General features: G+C 72.9%; 13 protein-coding genes. 10 read left to right on the top strand and 3 right to left on the bottom strand.

The window, feature by feature from the left end; all coding sequences use genetic code 11:
* Positions 1–523 precede the first annotated feature (523 nt).
* Positions 524–2,092, top strand: a complete 1,569-nt coding sequence (locus ACZ6Q9_RS23035; RefSeq protein WP_393271055.1) for an MFS transporter — start codon at positions 524–526, stop codon at positions 2,090–2,092.
* Positions 2,093–2,103: 11 nt separating this feature from the next.
* Positions 2,104–2,712: a TetR/AcrR family transcriptional regulator gene (locus ACZ6Q9_RS23030; protein ID WP_393271057.1), complete on the top strand. Its 609-nt coding sequence runs from the start codon at positions 2,104–2,106 to the stop codon at positions 2,710–2,712.
* 97 nt (positions 2,713–2,809) lie between these two features.
* On the opposite strand, the gene ACZ6Q9_RS23025 is transcribed toward ACZ6Q9_RS23030, so the two are convergent.
* Both ACZ6Q9_RS23025 and ACZ6Q9_RS23020 read right to left on the bottom strand, forming a co-directional pair.
* Positions 2,810–4,729 (bottom strand): helix-turn-helix domain-containing protein, encoded by a 1,920-nt coding sequence (locus ACZ6Q9_RS23025; RefSeq protein WP_393271059.1) that lies wholly within the window; start codon positions 4,727–4,729, stop codon positions 2,810–2,812.
* A gap of 14 nt (positions 4,730–4,743) precedes the next feature.
* Positions 4,744–5,526, bottom strand: a complete 783-nt coding sequence (locus ACZ6Q9_RS23020) for a 3-hydroxybutyrate dehydrogenase (protein WP_393271061.1) — start codon at positions 5,524–5,526, stop codon at positions 4,744–4,746.
* Positions 5,527–5,719: 193 nt separating this feature from the next.
* Between ACZ6Q9_RS23020 and ruvC the strand changes: the two genes are divergently transcribed.
* From ruvC to ACZ6Q9_RS22980, 8 genes are all read left to right on the top strand, one after another.
* On the top strand, positions 5,720–6,247 hold the full coding sequence (gene ruvC, locus ACZ6Q9_RS23015; RefSeq protein WP_350686934.1) for a crossover junction endodeoxyribonuclease RuvC: 528 nt from the start codon (positions 5,720–5,722) through the stop codon (positions 6,245–6,247).
* Positions 6,244–6,846: a Holliday junction branch migration protein RuvA gene (ruvA, locus tag ACZ6Q9_RS23010; protein WP_350709043.1), complete on the top strand. Its 603-nt coding sequence runs from the start codon at positions 6,244–6,246 to the stop codon at positions 6,844–6,846. Before ruvC ends, ruvA begins: the two co-directional genes overlap by 4 nt.
* Positions 6,843–7,913, top strand: a complete 1,071-nt coding sequence (ruvB, locus tag ACZ6Q9_RS23005) for a Holliday junction branch migration DNA helicase RuvB (RefSeq protein WP_396829461.1) — start codon at positions 6,843–6,845, stop codon at positions 7,911–7,913. The genes ruvA and ruvB overlap by 4 nt, the downstream gene beginning before the upstream one ends.
* Positions 7,914–8,051: 138 nt before the next feature.
* Positions 8,052–8,393, top strand: coding sequence for a preprotein translocase subunit YajC (gene yajC, locus ACZ6Q9_RS23000; RefSeq protein ID WP_357704261.1), 342 nt, complete (start codon positions 8,052–8,054; stop codon positions 8,391–8,393).
* Positions 8,394–8,651: 258 nt separating this feature from the next.
* Positions 8,652–10,577 (top strand): protein translocase subunit SecD, encoded by a 1,926-nt coding sequence (gene secD / locus ACZ6Q9_RS22995; protein WP_396829462.1) that lies wholly within the window; start codon positions 8,652–8,654, stop codon positions 10,575–10,577.
* Position 10,578: 1 nt separating this feature from the next.
* On the top strand, positions 10,579–11,766 hold the full coding sequence (secF, locus tag ACZ6Q9_RS22990) for a protein translocase subunit SecF (protein ID WP_393271069.1): 1,188 nt from the start codon (positions 10,579–10,581) through the stop codon (positions 11,764–11,766).
* A 101-nt stretch (positions 11,767–11,867) separates the two neighbouring features.
* Positions 11,868–12,434, top strand: a complete 567-nt coding sequence (locus tag ACZ6Q9_RS22985) for an adenine phosphoribosyltransferase (protein ID WP_393456403.1) — start codon at positions 11,868–11,870, stop codon at positions 12,432–12,434.
* 171 nt (positions 12,435–12,605) lie between these two features.
* Positions 12,606–15,125 (top strand): RelA/SpoT family protein, encoded by a 2,520-nt coding sequence (locus ACZ6Q9_RS22980; RefSeq protein WP_393456406.1) that lies wholly within the window; start codon positions 12,606–12,608, stop codon positions 15,123–15,125.
* A gap of 253 nt (positions 15,126–15,378) precedes the next feature.
* On the opposite strand, the gene ACZ6Q9_RS22975 is transcribed toward ACZ6Q9_RS22980, so the two are convergent.
* On the bottom strand, positions 15,379–16,215 hold the full coding sequence (locus ACZ6Q9_RS22975) for a peptidylprolyl isomerase (RefSeq protein ID WP_396829463.1): 837 nt from the start codon (positions 16,213–16,215) through the stop codon (positions 15,379–15,381).
* Positions 16,216–16,240 lie beyond the last annotated feature (25 nt).

Here is a 16,240-nt window from a genome sequence, read left to right as displayed (position 1 = left end):
GCGGCGGGGGTGGTCTTGCTCGGCCGTACGCAGGGTGTAACGACCCCGGCCCGGCCACGATTCCGCCCCCACGATGCCCCCGGTCACACCCCGAAACCGGACCCACTGGACGTCGCGGCCCGGCCCGTGTCGGGCTGCCTCCACAGGTGGGGCACACGGTGCCGCCGCGGACAACGACCGAGCCTGCGGTGACACGTGGTCTCCCAGACGGGGCAGCTCGACGCCAACCGGACATCCAGGCGCGGACGGCGCGCGACCGCCCACGGGGTGTGGCCCGCCGTGCCCGGCGCAGGGATCGAGCCTGACCGCCCGGAGCCGGGCACGGCGGGCCACACCCGCCATGACGCACAGCAAGCACACGCCACAGAAGATGCCGGGGCCACGGCACCGCGAGAGCCACAACCGCACGTGACCGCCGGCACATCAGATACGAACCGGTTCCGTATCGAAACCTCACCCCCTAAGCTGACCCCCAATACGAGTCTGACCCGTATCGAAAACGGGGCCGGGGGGAGAACCAGAGATGCAACCGCACGAGAACACCGGACATCCGAGGAGGTGGGCGATCCTCGGGGTGCTCGTGATCAGCCTGCTCGTCGTCGTCCTGGACAACACCATCCTCAACGTCGCGCTGCGTACGCTCGCCGACCCGGTGCACGGCCTCGGCGCGAGCCAGGGCGAGCTGGAGTGGTCGATCAACTCCTACACCCTGGTCTTCGCCGGCCTGCTGTTCACCTTCGGCGTGCTCGGCGACCGCGCCGGGCGCAAGCGTTTCCTGCTGGTCGGCCTGGTGCTCTTCGGGCTGGCGTCGCTGCTGTCGGCGTACGCGCAGAGCCCGGCGCAACTCGTCGCGGCCCGCGCGCTGATGGGCGTGGGCGGCGCGGCCATCATGCCGGTCACGCTCTCGATCATCTCCAACGTCTTCGACCCACGGGAGCGGGGCCGGGCGATCGGCGTCTGGGCCGGCGCGGTCGGCCTGGCGGTGGCGATCGGCCCGATCCTCGGCGGCGCGCTGCTGGAGCACTACTGGTGGGGCTCCGTCTTCCTGATCAACGTGCCGGTGGTCGCGCTCGGGGTGGTGCTGGTGGCGATCCTGGTGCCCGAGTCGCGGGACCCGAACCCGGGACGCGTCGACGTCGTCGGCGTGCTGCTGTCGGTGGTCGGCCTGGTCGCCCTGACGTACGGCATCATCGACGGCGGCGAGCACGGCTTCGGCCGCCCGGTGGTCTGGGCCGCGATCCTCGGCGGCCTGGCGGTGCTGGCCTGGTTCGTCGCGTACGAGCGGCGCAGCGACCACCCGTCGCTGGACGTGCGGCTGTTCCGGGTGCCCCGCTTCGCCGCCCCGGTGGCGATCGTCGGGCTGATCTTCTTCGCCGCGATGGGCGTGATGTTCTTCAGCTCGTTCTACCTGCAACTGGTGCGCGGCTACAGCCCGCTGGAGACCGGCCTGCTCTTCCTGCCCTTCGCGGTGGCCCAGCTCGTCTTCGCCCCGCGCAGCGCGGCGATGGTCCGCCGGTACGGCGGCAAGGCGGTCGCCGTGGTCGGGCTGGCGCTGACCGTGGTGGCGCTCGGCGCGTTCGCCTTCGTCGGCGAGAGCACCCCGATCTGGGTGGTGCTCGTCTTCTTCTTCCTCCAGGGCGCCGGAATGGCCAACATCATGCCCCCGGCCACGGAGTCGATCATGTCGGCGCTGCCGCGGGAGAAGGCCGGGGTCGGCTCGGCGGTCAGCAACACCGTCCGGCAGGTGGCCGGCGCTCTCGGCGTGGCGGTGCTCGGGTCGGTGCTCTCCGCGGTCTACCGTGCCGACGTCGACTCCGCGCTGCGGGACCTGCCCGCCGGGGCACGCGAAGCGGCCGGCGAGTCGATCTCCGGCGCGTACGCCGCGGCGGGTCAGCTCGGGCCGGCGGCGCCGCAGCTGATCGCGGTGGCCGACGACGCCTTCGTGGCCGCGATGCACTGGGCGGCGGGCCTCGCCGCCGCGGTCGCCGCGGTCGGCATCCTCGTGGTGCTGCGCTGGATGCCCGGCCGCGCCGCGGCCCCGGTGGCGGCGCCGGCACCGGCGGGTGAACCCGAGTTGGCCGGGACCGCCTAGGTTCGGGGACAATGTCCGACATGACTTCCACCGCCGATGCTCCGCGGTCGCCCGGGCGACCGCGGAGCATCCGCGCGGACGAGGCGATCCTCGAGGCCACCCTCGACCTGCTCGCCGAGGGCAGCACGATCGAGGCTCTCTCGATCGAGTCGATCGCCGCCCGGGCCGGCGTGGGCAAGGCCACCATCTACCGGCGCTGGCCCGGCAAGGACGCGTTGCTGACCGACGCGCTGCGCCGGCTCAAGGGCCAACCGCCGGCGCCGCCCGGCCGGTCGGTCCGCGACGACCTGGTGGTGCTGGTCGGCGCGGTCGGGCACAACATCGACCCGCGGGCGGCGCGGATCATGCCCTGCCTGGTGCCGCGGGTGAACCGCAGCCCGGACGAGTACCAGCTCTACCAGAGCATCATCGAGCCGCGCCGGGCGCTGATGCGGGAGGTGCTGCGCCGGGGGATCCGCACCGGCGAGCTGCGCGCCGACATCGACGTCGAGGTCACCATGGCGATGCTGACCGGCCCGATGCTGATCCAGCGGGTGCTGCGCTGGCACCCCGACCTCGACGAGGCGTCCCTGCCGGAGAAGGTCGTCGACGGCGTCCTGGACGGCATCCGCGCCCGCTGACCCCGGCCACCGCCCCGGTCCCGCACGCCGGTACGGCCACCCGGTCCCGCACGCGACACGGCCGGCGGGACCGTCAGCCGGCCGGCCGGTCGGACCGTCAGCCGGCCGGCGTACGCAGGCGGTGCAGGCGCAGGGCGAGCTGGACCTCCAGCGCCCGCTCCGGCTTCTGCCAGTCCGCGCCGAGCAGCTGCCCGACCCGCTCCAGCCGCTGGGTCACCGTGTTGACGTGCACGTGCAGCAGCTCCGCGGCCCGGGCCAGGCTGCCGCCCACCCCGAAGTACGCCTCCAGCGTCTTCACCAGCGCGGTGCCCCGGCGGGCGTCGTAGTCGACCACCGGCCCGATGGTGGCCGTCAGGAACCGGTCCACGTCCTTGTCGCCGCCGTCGCCGACCGCACCCAGCAGCAGCCCGACGAAACCCAGCTCGGCGGTGCTCGCGCCCTGCCCCGACCGGCCCAGCGCGCCCAGCGCGGTGAGGCAACGGTCGGCCTCGGCGAACGAGGTGGCCAGCGACGCCGGCCCCGTCGACGGGCCGCTCGCCCCGGCGGTCACCGGCCGGCCGGTCACCCGGGACAGGTCCCGGGCCACCGCCCGGGCGTTGCCGCCCGCGTCCCGGCCCGGCAGCATCAGCACCACCCGCCCGTCGCGGGCCGCCGCCAGCCCACCCCGCGTCGAGGCGTACGTGGTGGCCCACGACAGCACCCGCTGCCGGGCCGAACCCGTCGCGGCGATCGCGTCGTCGCCGACCGCCACCAGCACGTGCGGCGCGTCCAGGTCCACCCCGAGCCGGCGGGCCCGGCTGCGCAGCGCGTCGGTGTCCCGCAGCGGCCGGGCGATCAGGTCGTCGAGCAGCTCGCCCCGGACCCGCCCCTCCGCCTCGGCGACGGTGCGCCGGAACAGCAGCAGCAGCGCGGTCACCAGCGACGCCCGCTCCAGGATCCGCTGGTCGGCGTCGACCAGTTCGTCGTCGGGGCGCAGCACCAGCGCGCCCATGTTCTCCGCGCCGGCCACCACCGCGGCGTACCAGAGCGGCCCCCGGCGCACGCTGCGGCCCTCCGTACGCGACGCGGCCACCGCCTCCACCATGTCCGCCCGGTCCGGCTCGTCGATCTCGCCGACCCGGGCCAGCAGCCGGCCCTCCGCGTCCAGCGCCAGCAGCGCCCCGCCGAGCACGTCGGTGACCGCCGCGGCCACGTCCTCCACGCCGCCGCCGCGCAACACCAGCGCGGTCATCCGGTCGTGCGCCGCCGCGGCCCGCTCCACCGAGCTGCTGTGGGCCCGGATGGTGGTGTTCGCCGCCGACAGCTCCTCCAGCGCCGCCCTGGTCTCGGCGAGCAGCCGCGCGGTGTCGATCGCCACCGCCGCGTGCGCGGCGAGGGACACCAGCAGCGCCACCTCCTCCCGGACGAACGGCCGGGCCGACCGGTTGGCCGCGTAGAGCACGCCGATCGAGGTCGAGCCGAGCCGCAGCGGCACGCCCAGGATGGCCACCAGGCCCTCCTCGCCCACCCCGGCGTCGATCTCGCCGGTGTGGTGGAAGCGGTCGTCCTCCGGGTAGTTCGCCGTGACGTACGGGGCGCCGGACTGGGCCACCAGGCCGCCGAGACCGGCGCCCATCGGCAGCCGCAGCCGCTGGAAGCGGGCGGAGACCGAGCCGTCGGTGACCCGCATGTAGGTGTCGCCGCGCTCGTCGTCGTTGAGCGTCATGTAGGCGACGTCCGCGCCGAGCAGGTTGCGTGCCCGGTGCACGATCGCGCGCAGCACGTCGTCGAGGTCGCGCAGCCCGGCCAGGTCGCTGACCGTGTCGTACAGGCCGGAGAGCTCGACCTCCCGGCGGCGGCGGCGTTCCAGCAGCGCGCGGACCCGCAGCGCCACCGTCTTGGCCTGCTCCAGCTCGGCGAGCCGGTCGGGCGGCAGCCCGGCGGCGCGCGCGGCGACGAGCGGCCCCTCGAACTCCACCGCGGCGGCCTCGCGGGCGAGCAGTTCCAGGAACTCCACCGGTGACGACATGACCGACATTGTGCGGCTCGCCACTAGTTCGCCGTCCAGCCCCCGTCGAGCGCGATGGACGCGCCCGTGATGAACGCCGCCGGCGGGGAGCAGAGGTACGCCACCAGCTCCGACACCTCCTCCGGCTCGATCAGCCGCTTGATCGCCGCCCGGGCCAGCATGATCTTCTCGACCACCTCCGCCTCCGGGATGCCGTGGCTGGCCGCCTGGTCGGCGATCTGGCTCTCCACCAGTGCGGTCCGCACGTACGCCGGATTGATGCAGTTGGCGGTCACGCCGTGCGCGGCGCCCTCCAGCGCCACCACCTTCGACAGCCCCTCCAGGGCGTGCTTCGCCGAGACGTACGCCGACTTGTACGGCGAGGCGCGCAGCCCGTGCACCGAGGAGATGTTGACGATCCGCCCCCAGCCCTTGGCGTACATGTGCGGCAGCGCCCGGCGGATGATCAGGAACGGCGCCTCCACCATCACCCGGTGCAGGTAGGCGAAGCGCTCCGCGGAGAACTCCTGCACCGGCGCCACGTGCTGGAGGCCCGCGTTGTTCACCACGATGTCCACGTCCGCGTCGAGCCGGTCCACCGCCTCGGCGTCCGCCAGGTCCACCCCCTCGGCCCGGCCGCCGGCCTCCGCCGCCACCGCCTTGGCCGCCTCGATGTTGCGGTCCACCACCAGGACCTTGGCGCCGGCGGCCCCGAGCCGCAGGGCACAGGCGCGGCCGATGCCGCTGCCGCCCCCGGTCACCAGGGCGGTACGACCAGCGAGGTCGACGTGTACGACGTGGGGCACCGCCACGGGTTCTGCCGTCATGGCGCATGAAGTTACGAGCTGTGTGTCCGGGCGCACATGGGGCGGCGGCACATACTCGACGGCCGGAGTGTGTGGTCCACGCGGCACATCGGCGGCGTGTCGGCGCGCCCGGCGTGTCCCCGGCACCGGGCCGTCGTCCGGCTCGGTAGGGTGTCGAACACACGTACTGCTGACGGCTGGGGGAGGAGGCGGCGTGCGGGTGCTCGGCGTCGACCCGGGGCTGACCCGGTGCGGGGTCGGCGTGGTCGAGGGCGTGCCGGGGCGGCCCTGCACGTTGGTCGCCTACTACGTCGTCTACACCGACCCCGGCGACGAGCTGCCGCTGCGTCTGCTGCACCTGGACCGCTCGCTCACCGACCTGGTCGCCGAGCACCGGCCGGACAGTGTCGCCGTCGAGCGGGTGTTCAGCCAGCACAACGTCCGCACGGTGATGGGCACCGCCCAGGCCAGCGGGATCGCCGTGCTCGCCGGCGCCCGCGCCGGGCTGCCCGTGCAGACCTACACGCCCAGCGAGGTGAAGGCGGCCGTGACCGGTTCCGGTCAGGCCGACAAGGCCCAGATGACGGCCATGGTCACCCGGCTGCTGCGGCTGCCCGAGCCGCCGAAGCCGGCGGACGCCGCCGACGCCCTCGCCCTGGCCATCTGTCACGTGTGGCGCGGCGGGACGCGCTCCAAGCTGGCCGCCGCGGCCGACCGGGTACGACGAGGAGGAGCCAGATGATCGCCAGCGTGCGCGGGGTGGTGACCGCGACCGGTCCGGACCACGCGGTCGTGGAGGTCGGCGGGGTGGGCCTGGCGGTGCAGTGCGCCCCCGGCACCCTCGCCGAGCTGCGGGTCGGCCAGCCCGCCCGGCTGGCCACCAGCCTGGTCGTCCGGGAGGATTCGCTCACCCTCTACGGCTTCGCCGACGACGACGCCAAGCAGCTCTTCGAGCTGCTGCAGACCGCCAGCGGGGTCGGCCCCCGGCTGGCCCAGGCCGTGCTCGCCGTGCACACCCCCGACGCGGTACGCAAGGCGATCGCCAACGCCGACACCGCCGCGCTGACCCGGGTGCCCGGCATCGGCAAGAAGGGCGCCGAGCGCCTGGTCCTGGAGCTGCGCGACCGGGTCGGCCCGGTCCCGGTCGGCGCCGACGGGGCGGCCGGGGTGACCGGCGGGGCGTGGCCCGAGCAGGTGCGGCAGGCGCTGGTCGGGCTGGGCTGGACGGCCGGGCAGGCCGACCAGGCGGTCGCCGCGGTGGCGGAGACCGTCGACGGTGACGTGCCGCCCGTGCCGGTGCTGCTCAAGCAGGCCATCCGACTGCTGGGCCGCACCCGGTGACCGGTCCCGACGGCAACCTGGTCTCCGCCTACGTCAACGACGCGGAACTGGACGCGGAGGCCAGCGTCCGGCCGAAGCGGCTGGAGGAGTTCATCGCCCAGCACCGCGTGCGCGACCAGCTCGACCTGCTGCTCCAGGGCGCGATGCGGCGCGGCTCCCCGCCGGACCACATCCTCCTCTCGGGCCCGCCTGGCCTCGGGAAGACGACGTTGGCCAACATCGTCGCCGCCGAGCTGGGCTCGGGCATCCGGGTGACCAGCGGCCCGGCGATCGAGCGTTCGGGCGACCTGGCGGCCATCCTGACCAGCCTCGCCGAGGGCGACGTGCTCTTCATCGACGAGATCCACCGGATCGCCAAGCCGGCCGAGGAGCTGCTCTACAGCGCGATGGAGGACTTCCGGGTCGACGTGGTGGTCGGCAAGGGCCCGGGCGCAACCGCCATCCCGCTGGACGTCGAGCCGTTCACCCTGGTCGGCGCGACCACCCGCTCGGGCCTGCTGACCGGGCCGATGCGGGACCGCTTCGGCTTCGTCGCGCATCTCGACTTCTACTCCCCGGCCGACCTGGAGGTGCTGCTGCGCCGCTCGGCCCGGATCCTCGGCGTGCCGATCACCGACGAGGGCGCCGCGGAGGTCGCCGGCCGTTCCCGGGGCACCCCCCGGATCGCCAACCGCCTGCTGCGCCGGGTCCGCGACTTCGCCGAGGTCCGCGCCGACGGCGTGGTCACCCTGGAGACCGCCCGGGCGGCCCTGAAGGTGTACGACGTCGACGCGCTCGGTCTGGACCGGCTGGACCGGGCGGTGCTGACCGCGCTGGTCGACTCGTTCCGGGGCGGCCCCGTCGGCCTGTCCACCCTCGCCGTGGCGGTGGGGGAGCAGCCGGACACGGTCGAGGAGGTGTGTGAGCCGTTCCTGGTCCGGGCCGGCCTGCTGGCCCGTACGCCGCGCGGCCGGGTCGCCACCGAGGCTGCCTGGCGGCACCTGGGGCGTACGCCCCCGAATGGTACATTTGGCACGGATGCCCCTGTCGCGCCCGATCTGTTCTCTGCGGACGCCGATCAGCCGTGATGCGAACGTGATCTGTGCCGCATTCGGCGTTCCCAGGTGCAGGGATTAGACTCGCGCCGGTCTGTACAGGACGTGAGAATCCGCCTCCGCTCCGGCACACCCGTGCCGGGTCGGCGGCCAATGGGAAGGTCTTTCACCGTGCTTTACGCAGCAGAGGGCGGCGGGGGTGCCGGCAGCCTGACGCCGATCCTCATGATCGCTCTGCTCTTCGGCGTCATGTACTTCATGATGATCCGCCCCCAGCAGAAGCGCCGCCGCGAGGCGGCGGACATGCAGTCCGCCCTCGCCCCCGGCGACGAGGTGGTCACGATCGGCGGGCTCTACGGCACGGTCACCGGGGTGGACGACGACACCGTCCTGCTGGAGGTCGCGCCCGGTGTGCAGACCCGGTACGCCCGCCCGGCGATCGCCCGGGTGGTCAGCCAGGCGGAGCGTCCCGCCGAGCCGGCCGCCGAGGACGCGGACGCCGTCAAGGAGTGAGGCGTCGCTCCCGCCCCGGGGCGGCGGTCGCCGGCTCGCGGTGACCGCCGTGCCGGAAGGGGCAGCGGAGACGACGTGAAAACTGGATAGTTGGGCCCGACGGCGGGAGCCGGCACGTCCACGCTCCGCTCGGCGCCCCCGCGCCGCGACGTCGGGGCCCGCGCGCCGGCCTCCGACGCCGGCCCGTCAGGACCGCCGGCCGCACCGGCCGACACCCGCCGCACCAGCGGCGCGACCGTACAGGGAGACAGGACAGCCGTGGCACCACCTCAGGGACAGATGCGCCCCGGACGGCAACTGGCCGTGCTCGGGCTCATCTTCGTCGTCCTCTATCTTTTGGTGTTCTTCGCGGGCGGCGCCAGCGGCGGCCTGAAGGACCGGCTGGAGCCCAAGCTCGGCCTGGACCTCGTCGGTGGCACCCGGCTGACGCTGGAGGCGACCAACACCGTCGACGGCCGGGCCCCGACGGCGGAGAACCTCGAGGAGGCCCGCCAGATCATCGAGAGCCGCGTCAACGCCTTCGGCGTCGCTGAGGCCGAGGTGGTCACCGAGGGCAACCGCAACATCGTGATCTCCCTCCCCGGTGAGAACCGCGACATCACCGAGGTCGGCAGCGCCGCCGAGCTGCGCTTCCGCAAGCTGCTCAAGGCCGCCGACGGCAGCGGCGCGGCCGCCGCCCCGGCGCCGACCGCCACCCCGGCGCCGTCCGGCAGCGCGACCCCGGCCCCGTCGGGCAGCACGAAGCCCTCGGGCAGCGCCTCCCCGTCCGGCACCGCCGGGCCGAAGGTGACCCCGTCGGCGAGCGGCGGCCAGGGCGGCATGGCGCCGGCGCCGAGCGCCAGCCCGTCGGCGTCGGCTCCGGCCTCGCCGAGCGCCGCGGCGCCCTCGCCCAGTGCGAGCAGCCAGCCGGTGCCGCAGAGCGTCGAGGAGCAGCGCAAGGCCGTCGAGCAGAAGGTCGGCGCCGCCGCCTGGGCCGCCGCGAGCGGCCTCCAGGCACCGGCCGACCTGACCGCCGACCCGTCGCTGGCGGAGAAGCTCAAGCCGTTCGCCGCCCTCGACCCGCGCGAGGTCGCGGTGCTGCCGGCGCAGATGCAGTTCAACGTGCCGCAGATCAGCTGCGCCCAGCTCGACAAGCGGCCGCCGGCGTCGATCTCCGCCCCCGACCAGCAGGTGGTCGCCTGCGAGGACGGCGCCGCGAAGTACCTGCTCGACCAGGCGAAGGTGCTCGGCACCGACGTCGACGACGCCAACGCGGTGCTCGACCAGACCAGCCAGTGGGTGGTCAGCCTGGACTTCTCCGGCCCAGGCCAGGACAAGTGGACCAACCTGACCCGCGAGGCGTTCAACAACGAGGGCCAGGCCTGCGACGCCACCGCGCTCGGCCAGGACGGCAAGTGCCGCGTCGCCGTCGTGCTGGACAACGAGATCGTCTCCTCGCCCGAGATCCAGGGCGTGCTGACCGGCAACTCGCAGATCACCGGCAACTTCACCCAGAAGGACGCCAGCACCCTCGCCGGCCAGCTCCGCTACGGCGCGCTGCCGGTCACCTTCGAGGAGCAGGAGTCGCAGAACGTCACCGCCACCCTGGGCGCCAGCCACCTGCGGGCCGGTCTCCTCGCGGCGGGCATCGGCATGCTGCTGGTCATCATCTACTCGTTCTTCTACTACCGCCTGCTCGGCTCGGTGATCTTCCTGAGCCTGATCCTGTCGGCGCTGCTGGTCTTCGGCGCGCTGGTGGTGCTCGGCCGGCAGATCGGCTTCACCCTCACCCTCGCCGGCATCGCCGGCATGATCGTCTCGCTCGGTGTGGCGGCGGACTCGTTCGTCATCTACTTCGAGCGGCTCAAGGACGAGATCCGGGAGGGGCGCAGCCCCCGCAGCGCCGTGCCGCGGGCCTGGATCCGGGCCCGCCGGACGATCATCTCGGCCAACGCGATCACGCTGATGTCGGCGGTGGTGCTCTACGTGGTCTCGGTCGGCGCGGTGAAGGGCTTCGCCTTCGCCCTCGGCCTGGCGACCGTGCTGGACCTGGTCGTGGTCTTCCTCTTCCGGCACCCGATCATGACGATGTTCGCCCGCACCCGGGCGTTCCTGTCCCCGCGGGTCAGTGGTCTCGGGCGGGCGCTTCCGGCCCGGACGGCCGACGAGGCCAAGCCCCGCAACCCGCGCGTGAAGGAGGCCTGAGATGGCAAAGAGTGGTCTCGCGAGCCGCCTCTACCGCGGCGAGGCCGGCCTCGACATCATCGGCCGGCGCAAGCTCTGGTTCGCCGTCGCCGGCACGCTGATCCTGCTGGCGCTCCTCAGCTTCGGGCTGCGCGGGTTCCACCTCGGCATCGAGTTCGCCGGCGGCAACTCGTTCCAGGTCCCGGCCAGCGTCGGCACCATGGAGCAGACCGAGGCGAAGGTCAAGACGGCCCTCGCCACGGCCGGCGACGGCGCCAACGTGGTCACCACGCAGAAGGTCGGCGGCACCGGCGGCGACTTCTACGAGGTGCGCACCACGCAGCTCAGCGCCGAGCAGGCCAACGCCGTCAAGGTCGAGATCGCCGAGGAGTTCGGCATCGACCCCACCACCATCAGCGGCAACCAGGTCAGCGAGGCGTGGGGCAGCCAGGTCACCTCCCGGGCGATGCTCGGTCTGGTCATCTTCATCGCGCTGGTGATGGTCTACCTGATCCTGCGGTTCGAGTGGCGGATGGCGGTCGCCGCCGTCTCCTCGCTGATCATGAACCTGATCCTCACCGCCGGCGTCTACTCGCTGGTCGGCTTCGAGGTCACCCCGTCGACGGTCATCGGCTTCCTCACGATCCTGGGCTTCGCGCTCTACGACGTGGTGGTGGTCTTCGACAAGGTGCAGGAGAACACCCGCGGCATCACCGCGAACAACAACCAGACGTACGGCGAGGCGGCCAACCTGGCGATCAACCAGAGCCTCATGCGGTCGCTGAACACCTCGGTGGTGGCGCTGCTGCCGGTCGGTGGTCTGCTCTTCATCGGTGCCGGCCTGCTCGGCGCGGGCACCCTGAAGGACCTCGGCCTGGTGCTCTTCGTCGGTATGGCGGTGGCGTTCCTGACCTCGATCCTGCTGGCCACGCCGCTGCTGGTGCTGCTCAAGAACTACGAGCCGCGGATCCAGGCGCACAACAAGCGGGTGCTGGCCCGCCGGGGCGCGATCGCCCGCGGCGAGGTCACCCCGAAGGGTGCGCCCCGCACCGGGGAGGCCGCGGACGAGCCGGTCGACCCGGAATCGGCGGCGCTGGCCGGCGCCGCGCCGAAGGTGGGCGCGCGGCCGGCGGGGAAGCGGTCGACCGGCGTCCGGGGCGGGCGTCCGGCCGGCGGCGGCAACCGGCCGGGCGGCGGAAAGCGGCGCTGACCTGGGCCGGAGACACCCGGTAGGAATCGAACCGGCGGCGTCCTTCATGCTGTGCGAGCAGCAGGGAGGACGCCGTCGTCGTGGAAGGGGAGCGGACTGCCGTGACGGAGACCCACAGCACCGGGGTACGGGGAGACAGCGGCCCGGAGGCCGCGAAGCTGGTGGCCAGCCGGGTGCTCGACGTGCCCGACTTCCCCAAGCCCGGTGTCATGTTCAAGGACCTGATGCCGCTGTTCGCCGACGGTGAGGCGTTCCGCCAGGTGGTCGACGAGATCGTCGCGTACCACGGGCGGGACTCGTTCGACGCCGTCGTCGGCATGGAGGCGCGCGGGTTCGTGGTCGCGGCAGCCGTCGCGTACGCGACCGGGGTCGGCGTGGTGCCGGTGCGCAAGGCCGGGAAGCTGCCCCGCCCGGCGTACTCGGCCTCCTACGACCTGGAGTACGGCCAGGCCACCCTGGAGGTGCACCAGGACGCGTTCACGGCCGGGCACCGGGTGCTGGTGGTCGACGACGTGCTGGCCACCGGCGGCACCGCCGAGGCGACGCTGGACCTGGTGGAGCGGGCCGGGGGCACCGTGGCCGGCTTCACCGTGCTGCTGGAACTCGGCTTCCTCGGCGCGCGGGAGCGGTTGTCGCCGCGCCCGGTGCATGCCCTGCTGACCGTTTGAGCACCCCGACCGTCGGGCGGACCCGGTGCGGTCCGTCCGGCGGAGCGGCGGCGCACCGTGCGTGCGGGTAGCATTGCCCTTTGCTGACCGGGCGGGGGCCCGTCCGGACGGCGCGAGACCAGGCCGACCGGCGCACGGTCGGTGTATTCCCGGCGAGCGGTGAGGAGGCCGGTGTCCCACGATGTCGCCCCTCCGGTGGAGGGCACGGTGCACCCGACAGGCGACGCGGACGGCTCGGTGACCGCACGGAACGGTGACGCGCCGACCCGGGGCGCGGGCTCCGGCAACGGCTCCGGCGTGACCGGTCCGGCCGACACCGCGCGGTCCGGCGCGACGGCCGGCCCGGCCGGTGGCGCGGGCGCGGCGACCGAGGGGGTCGTGCTCCCGTTCCCCGCCGACGGTGATCCCCTGCCCAGCGCCGGCTTCGCGCTCTCCACCGCGCCCACCGGCCGCCGCGTCCGGGCCAGGCTGGCGCGGTTCAACGCGCCGTGGCAGTCCTCGCAGGTCAGCGAGGTGCTCGAGCCGCTGATCTCGACCCATCGGGACGCCCACCCCAAGGCCGACGCGCGGCTGCTCCAGCGTGCCTTCGACACCGCGGCCCGCTGGCACTCGGGGCAGTACCGCAAGTCCGGCGACCCCTACATCACCCATCCGCTCGCGGTGGCCACCATCCTGGCCAACCTCGGGATGGACACCACCACCCTGGTCGCCGCGCTGCTGCACGACACCATCGAGGACACGGAATACACGCTCGACCAGATGCGCGCCGACTTCGGCGGCGAGGTCGCGCTGCTCGTCGACGGGGTCACCAAGCTCGACAAGGTCAAGCTGGGCGACGCGGCCAAGGCCGAGACGATCCGCAAGATGGTCGTCGCGATGGCCAAGGACCCGCGGGTGCTGGTGATCAAGCTGGCCGACCGGCTGCACAACATGCGTACCCTCACCTTCCTGCCCCGTCCGAAGCAGGAGCAGAAGGCGAAGGAGACGCTGGAGATCCTGGCCCCGCTGGCTCACCGGCTGGGTATGAACACCATCAAGTGGGAGCTGGAGGACCTCGCCTTCGGGACGCTCTTCCCGAAGCGGTTCGAGGAGATCAACCGGCTGATCGGGGAGCACCAGCCGCAGCGCGAGGCGCTGCTGCGTCAGGTGACCCAGAAGGTGCAGACCGACCTGAAGGCCGCCAAGATCAAGGCGGAGACCACCGGGCGGCCGAAGCACCTCTACTCGATCTACCAGAAGATGATCGTGCGGGGTCGCGACTTCAACGACATCTACGATCTGGTCGGGGTGCGGATCCTGGTCGACACGGTGCGGGACTGCTACGCGGCGCTGGGCGTGATCCACGCCAACTGGCAGCCGGTGCCGGGCCGGTTCAAGGACTACATCGCGATGCCCAAGTTCAACATGTACCAGTCGTTGCACACGACGGTCATCGGGCCCACCGGCAAGCCGGTGGAGATGCAGATCCGCACGTACGCGATGCACCGCACCGCCGAGTTCGGCATCGCCGCGCACTGGAAGTACAAGGAGCACAAGGGCACCCAGATCGTCGGCCCGCCGGCGCACATCGACGAGATGACCTGGCTGCGCCAGCTGCTGGACTGGCAGCGGGAGGCGGCCGACCCGAGCGAGTTCCTCGACGCGCTGCGCTTCGACCTGTCCAGCCAGGAGGTCTACGTCTTCACCCCGAAGGGTGACGTCATCCCGCTGCCGACCGGGTCGACGCCGGTGGACTTCGCGTACGCGGTGCACACCGAGGTCGGGCACAAGTGCATCGGGGCGCGGGTCAACGGCAAGCTGGTGCCGTTGGAGTCGACGCTGTCCAACGGCGACGTGATCGAGATCTTCACGTCGAAGTCCGAGACGGCCGGGCCGACGCAGGACTGGCTGGGCTTCGTCAAGAGCCCTCGGGCGCGCACGAAGATCCGTCAGTACTTCAACAAGGAGCGGCGCGAGGAGGCGATCGAGGCCGGCAAGGACGCGATCGTCAAGGCGATGCGCAAGCAGGGCATGCCGTTGCAGCGGATGCTCACCTCGGACGCGCTGATGTCGATCGCCCGGGACCTGCACCTGGCCGACGTCGCCTCGCTCTATGCCGCGGTCGGCGACAGCCAGGTCTCCGCCCAGTCGGTGGTGCAGAAGCTGATGGCCGCGTACGGCGGCGAGGAGGGCGCGGCGGAGGACATCGCCGAGACCGCCGTCGCCACCCGGCCGCCGCGCAGCCGGCAGAGCAGCGCGGACCCGGGCGTCGTGGTCCGCGGGGTCAGCGACGTGTGGATCAAGCTGGCGCGCTGCTGCACCCCCGTCCCGCCGGACTCGGTCTTCGGCTTCGTGACCCGCTCCGGCGGGGTGAGCGTGCACCGCGACGACTGCGCCAACGCCGAGGACCTGCGGGCGCAGAACGAGCGGGTGGTCGAGGTGAGCTGGAAGCTCACGTCCGCGTCGACGTTCCTGGTCGCCATCCAGGTCGAGGCGCTGGACCGGCACAAGCTCCTCGCCGACGTCACCCGGGTGCTCTCCGACGAGCGGGTCAACATCCTCTCCGCGACGGTCACCACCACCCGCGACCGGGTGGCGGTGAGCCGGTTCAGCTTCGAGATGGCCGACCCGAAGCACCTGGGCCACCTGCTGGCCGCGGTCCGCAAGGTCGACGGCGTCTTCGACGCCTACCGCGTCACCTCCGGCGCCTGACCCACCCACCCCAACCCCACCCCACCCCCACCCCCAACCCCACCCCACCCTGCCCCGCTACGCACCCGCGCCCCCTCGCCGCGGCGATCTTGCACTTTCGGCCCTCGATATGCGTAGGTCACCCCTTTTGTCGGGGCGCAAAGTGCAAGATCGCGAGGATGGGGGCGGGGGCGGGGCATGGGGGAGGGGAGGGGGTGGGATAGCGAAGCGCCCGCCGGCGGGGCCGGCGGGCGCTCGTCGTACGGGTGGGCGGTCAGCCCTGGGGGGCGCTCATGGTGAGCTTCTTGATGGCGATCTCCTTCTTCGGGTGACCACCGCCGGCCTGCTGCGCGAACGCCTTGTCGTCGCCCGCCGCCGCGACCTGCTTCACGATGTCCATGCCACCGGTGATGGTGCCCAGGACGGTGTAGTTCGGGTCCAGCGGCGAGTCGCCGTAGACGATGAAGAACTGGCTGCCCGTGCTGGCCGGGCCGGCGTTGGCCATCGCGATCACGCCCTCCGGGTACGGCGGGCGCTTGTCGGTGGGCAGGTTCTCCTCGGCGAGTCGGTAGCTCGGGCCGCCGGTGCCGTCGGTCTCGCGCCAGCCCTTGCCGGTCGCGCTCGGGTCGCCGCACTGGAGCACCTTGATGCCCTCGGTCACCAGCCGGTGGCACTTGCTGTTGTCGAAGAAGTTCTTCTCCGCCAGGTGCGTGAAGCTGCCCGCGGTGCAGGGCACCGCCGCCCGGTCGACCTTGGCGGTGATCGGACCGAGGTTGGTGTCGATCGTCATCGTCTGGGTGCCGGTGTTCGACTGCTGCGCGGCCGGTAGCCCGACGTCCTTGATCTGCTTGGTCCGCTGGTCGGCGGGCAGCTCGGTCCACGCGCACTGCACGTTGTCGGCCGCCGGCCCGGCGGTGTCGGCCTTGTCGTCGTCGCCGCCGAGCGTGGTGGCGAGCCACACGGTGCCGGCGATGACGAGCACCAGGACCGACGCGGCTCCCACGATCGCCTGGGTCTGCCGGCGCTTGCGGGCCCTGGCCGCGCGCTCGGCCATCTCCTTCTCGAGCCGGGCGCGGGCCGCCGCGCGCTGCCGCTCTCTGGTGGACGTCACGCCTGGATCCTCCTGGGCTGTCTCG

Source organism: Micromonospora sp. NPDC049139 (assembly GCF_055586845.1).
The sequence above is the reverse complement of the archived record's forward strand: the minus strand, read 5'-3'. Positions and strand labels throughout refer to the sequence as shown.

Excerpts from the sequence above, each read along its gene's own strand:
- ACZ6Q9_RS23030 (WP_393271057.1), top strand. The coding sequence starts at position 2,104 with ATGTCCGACATGACTTCCACCGCCGATGCTCCGCGGTCGCCCGGGCGA.
- secF (WP_393271069.1), top strand. The coding sequence starts at position 10,579 with ATGGCAAAGAGTGGTCTCGCGAGCCGCCTCTACCGCGGCGAGGCCGGC.
- ACZ6Q9_RS23035 (WP_393271055.1), top strand. The coding sequence starts at position 524 with ATGCAACCGCACGAGAACACCGGACATCCGAGGAGGTGGGCGATCCTC.
- ACZ6Q9_RS23020 (WP_393271061.1), bottom strand. The coding sequence starts at position 5,526 with ATGACGGCAGAACCCGTGGCGGTGCCCCACGTCGTACACGTCGACCTC.
- ACZ6Q9_RS23025 (WP_393271059.1), bottom strand. The coding sequence starts at position 4,729 with ATGTCGGTCATGTCGTCACCGGTGGAGTTCCTGGAACTGCTCGCCCGC.
- ruvA (WP_350709043.1), top strand. The coding sequence starts at position 6,244 with ATGATCGCCAGCGTGCGCGGGGTGGTGACCGCGACCGGTCCGGACCAC.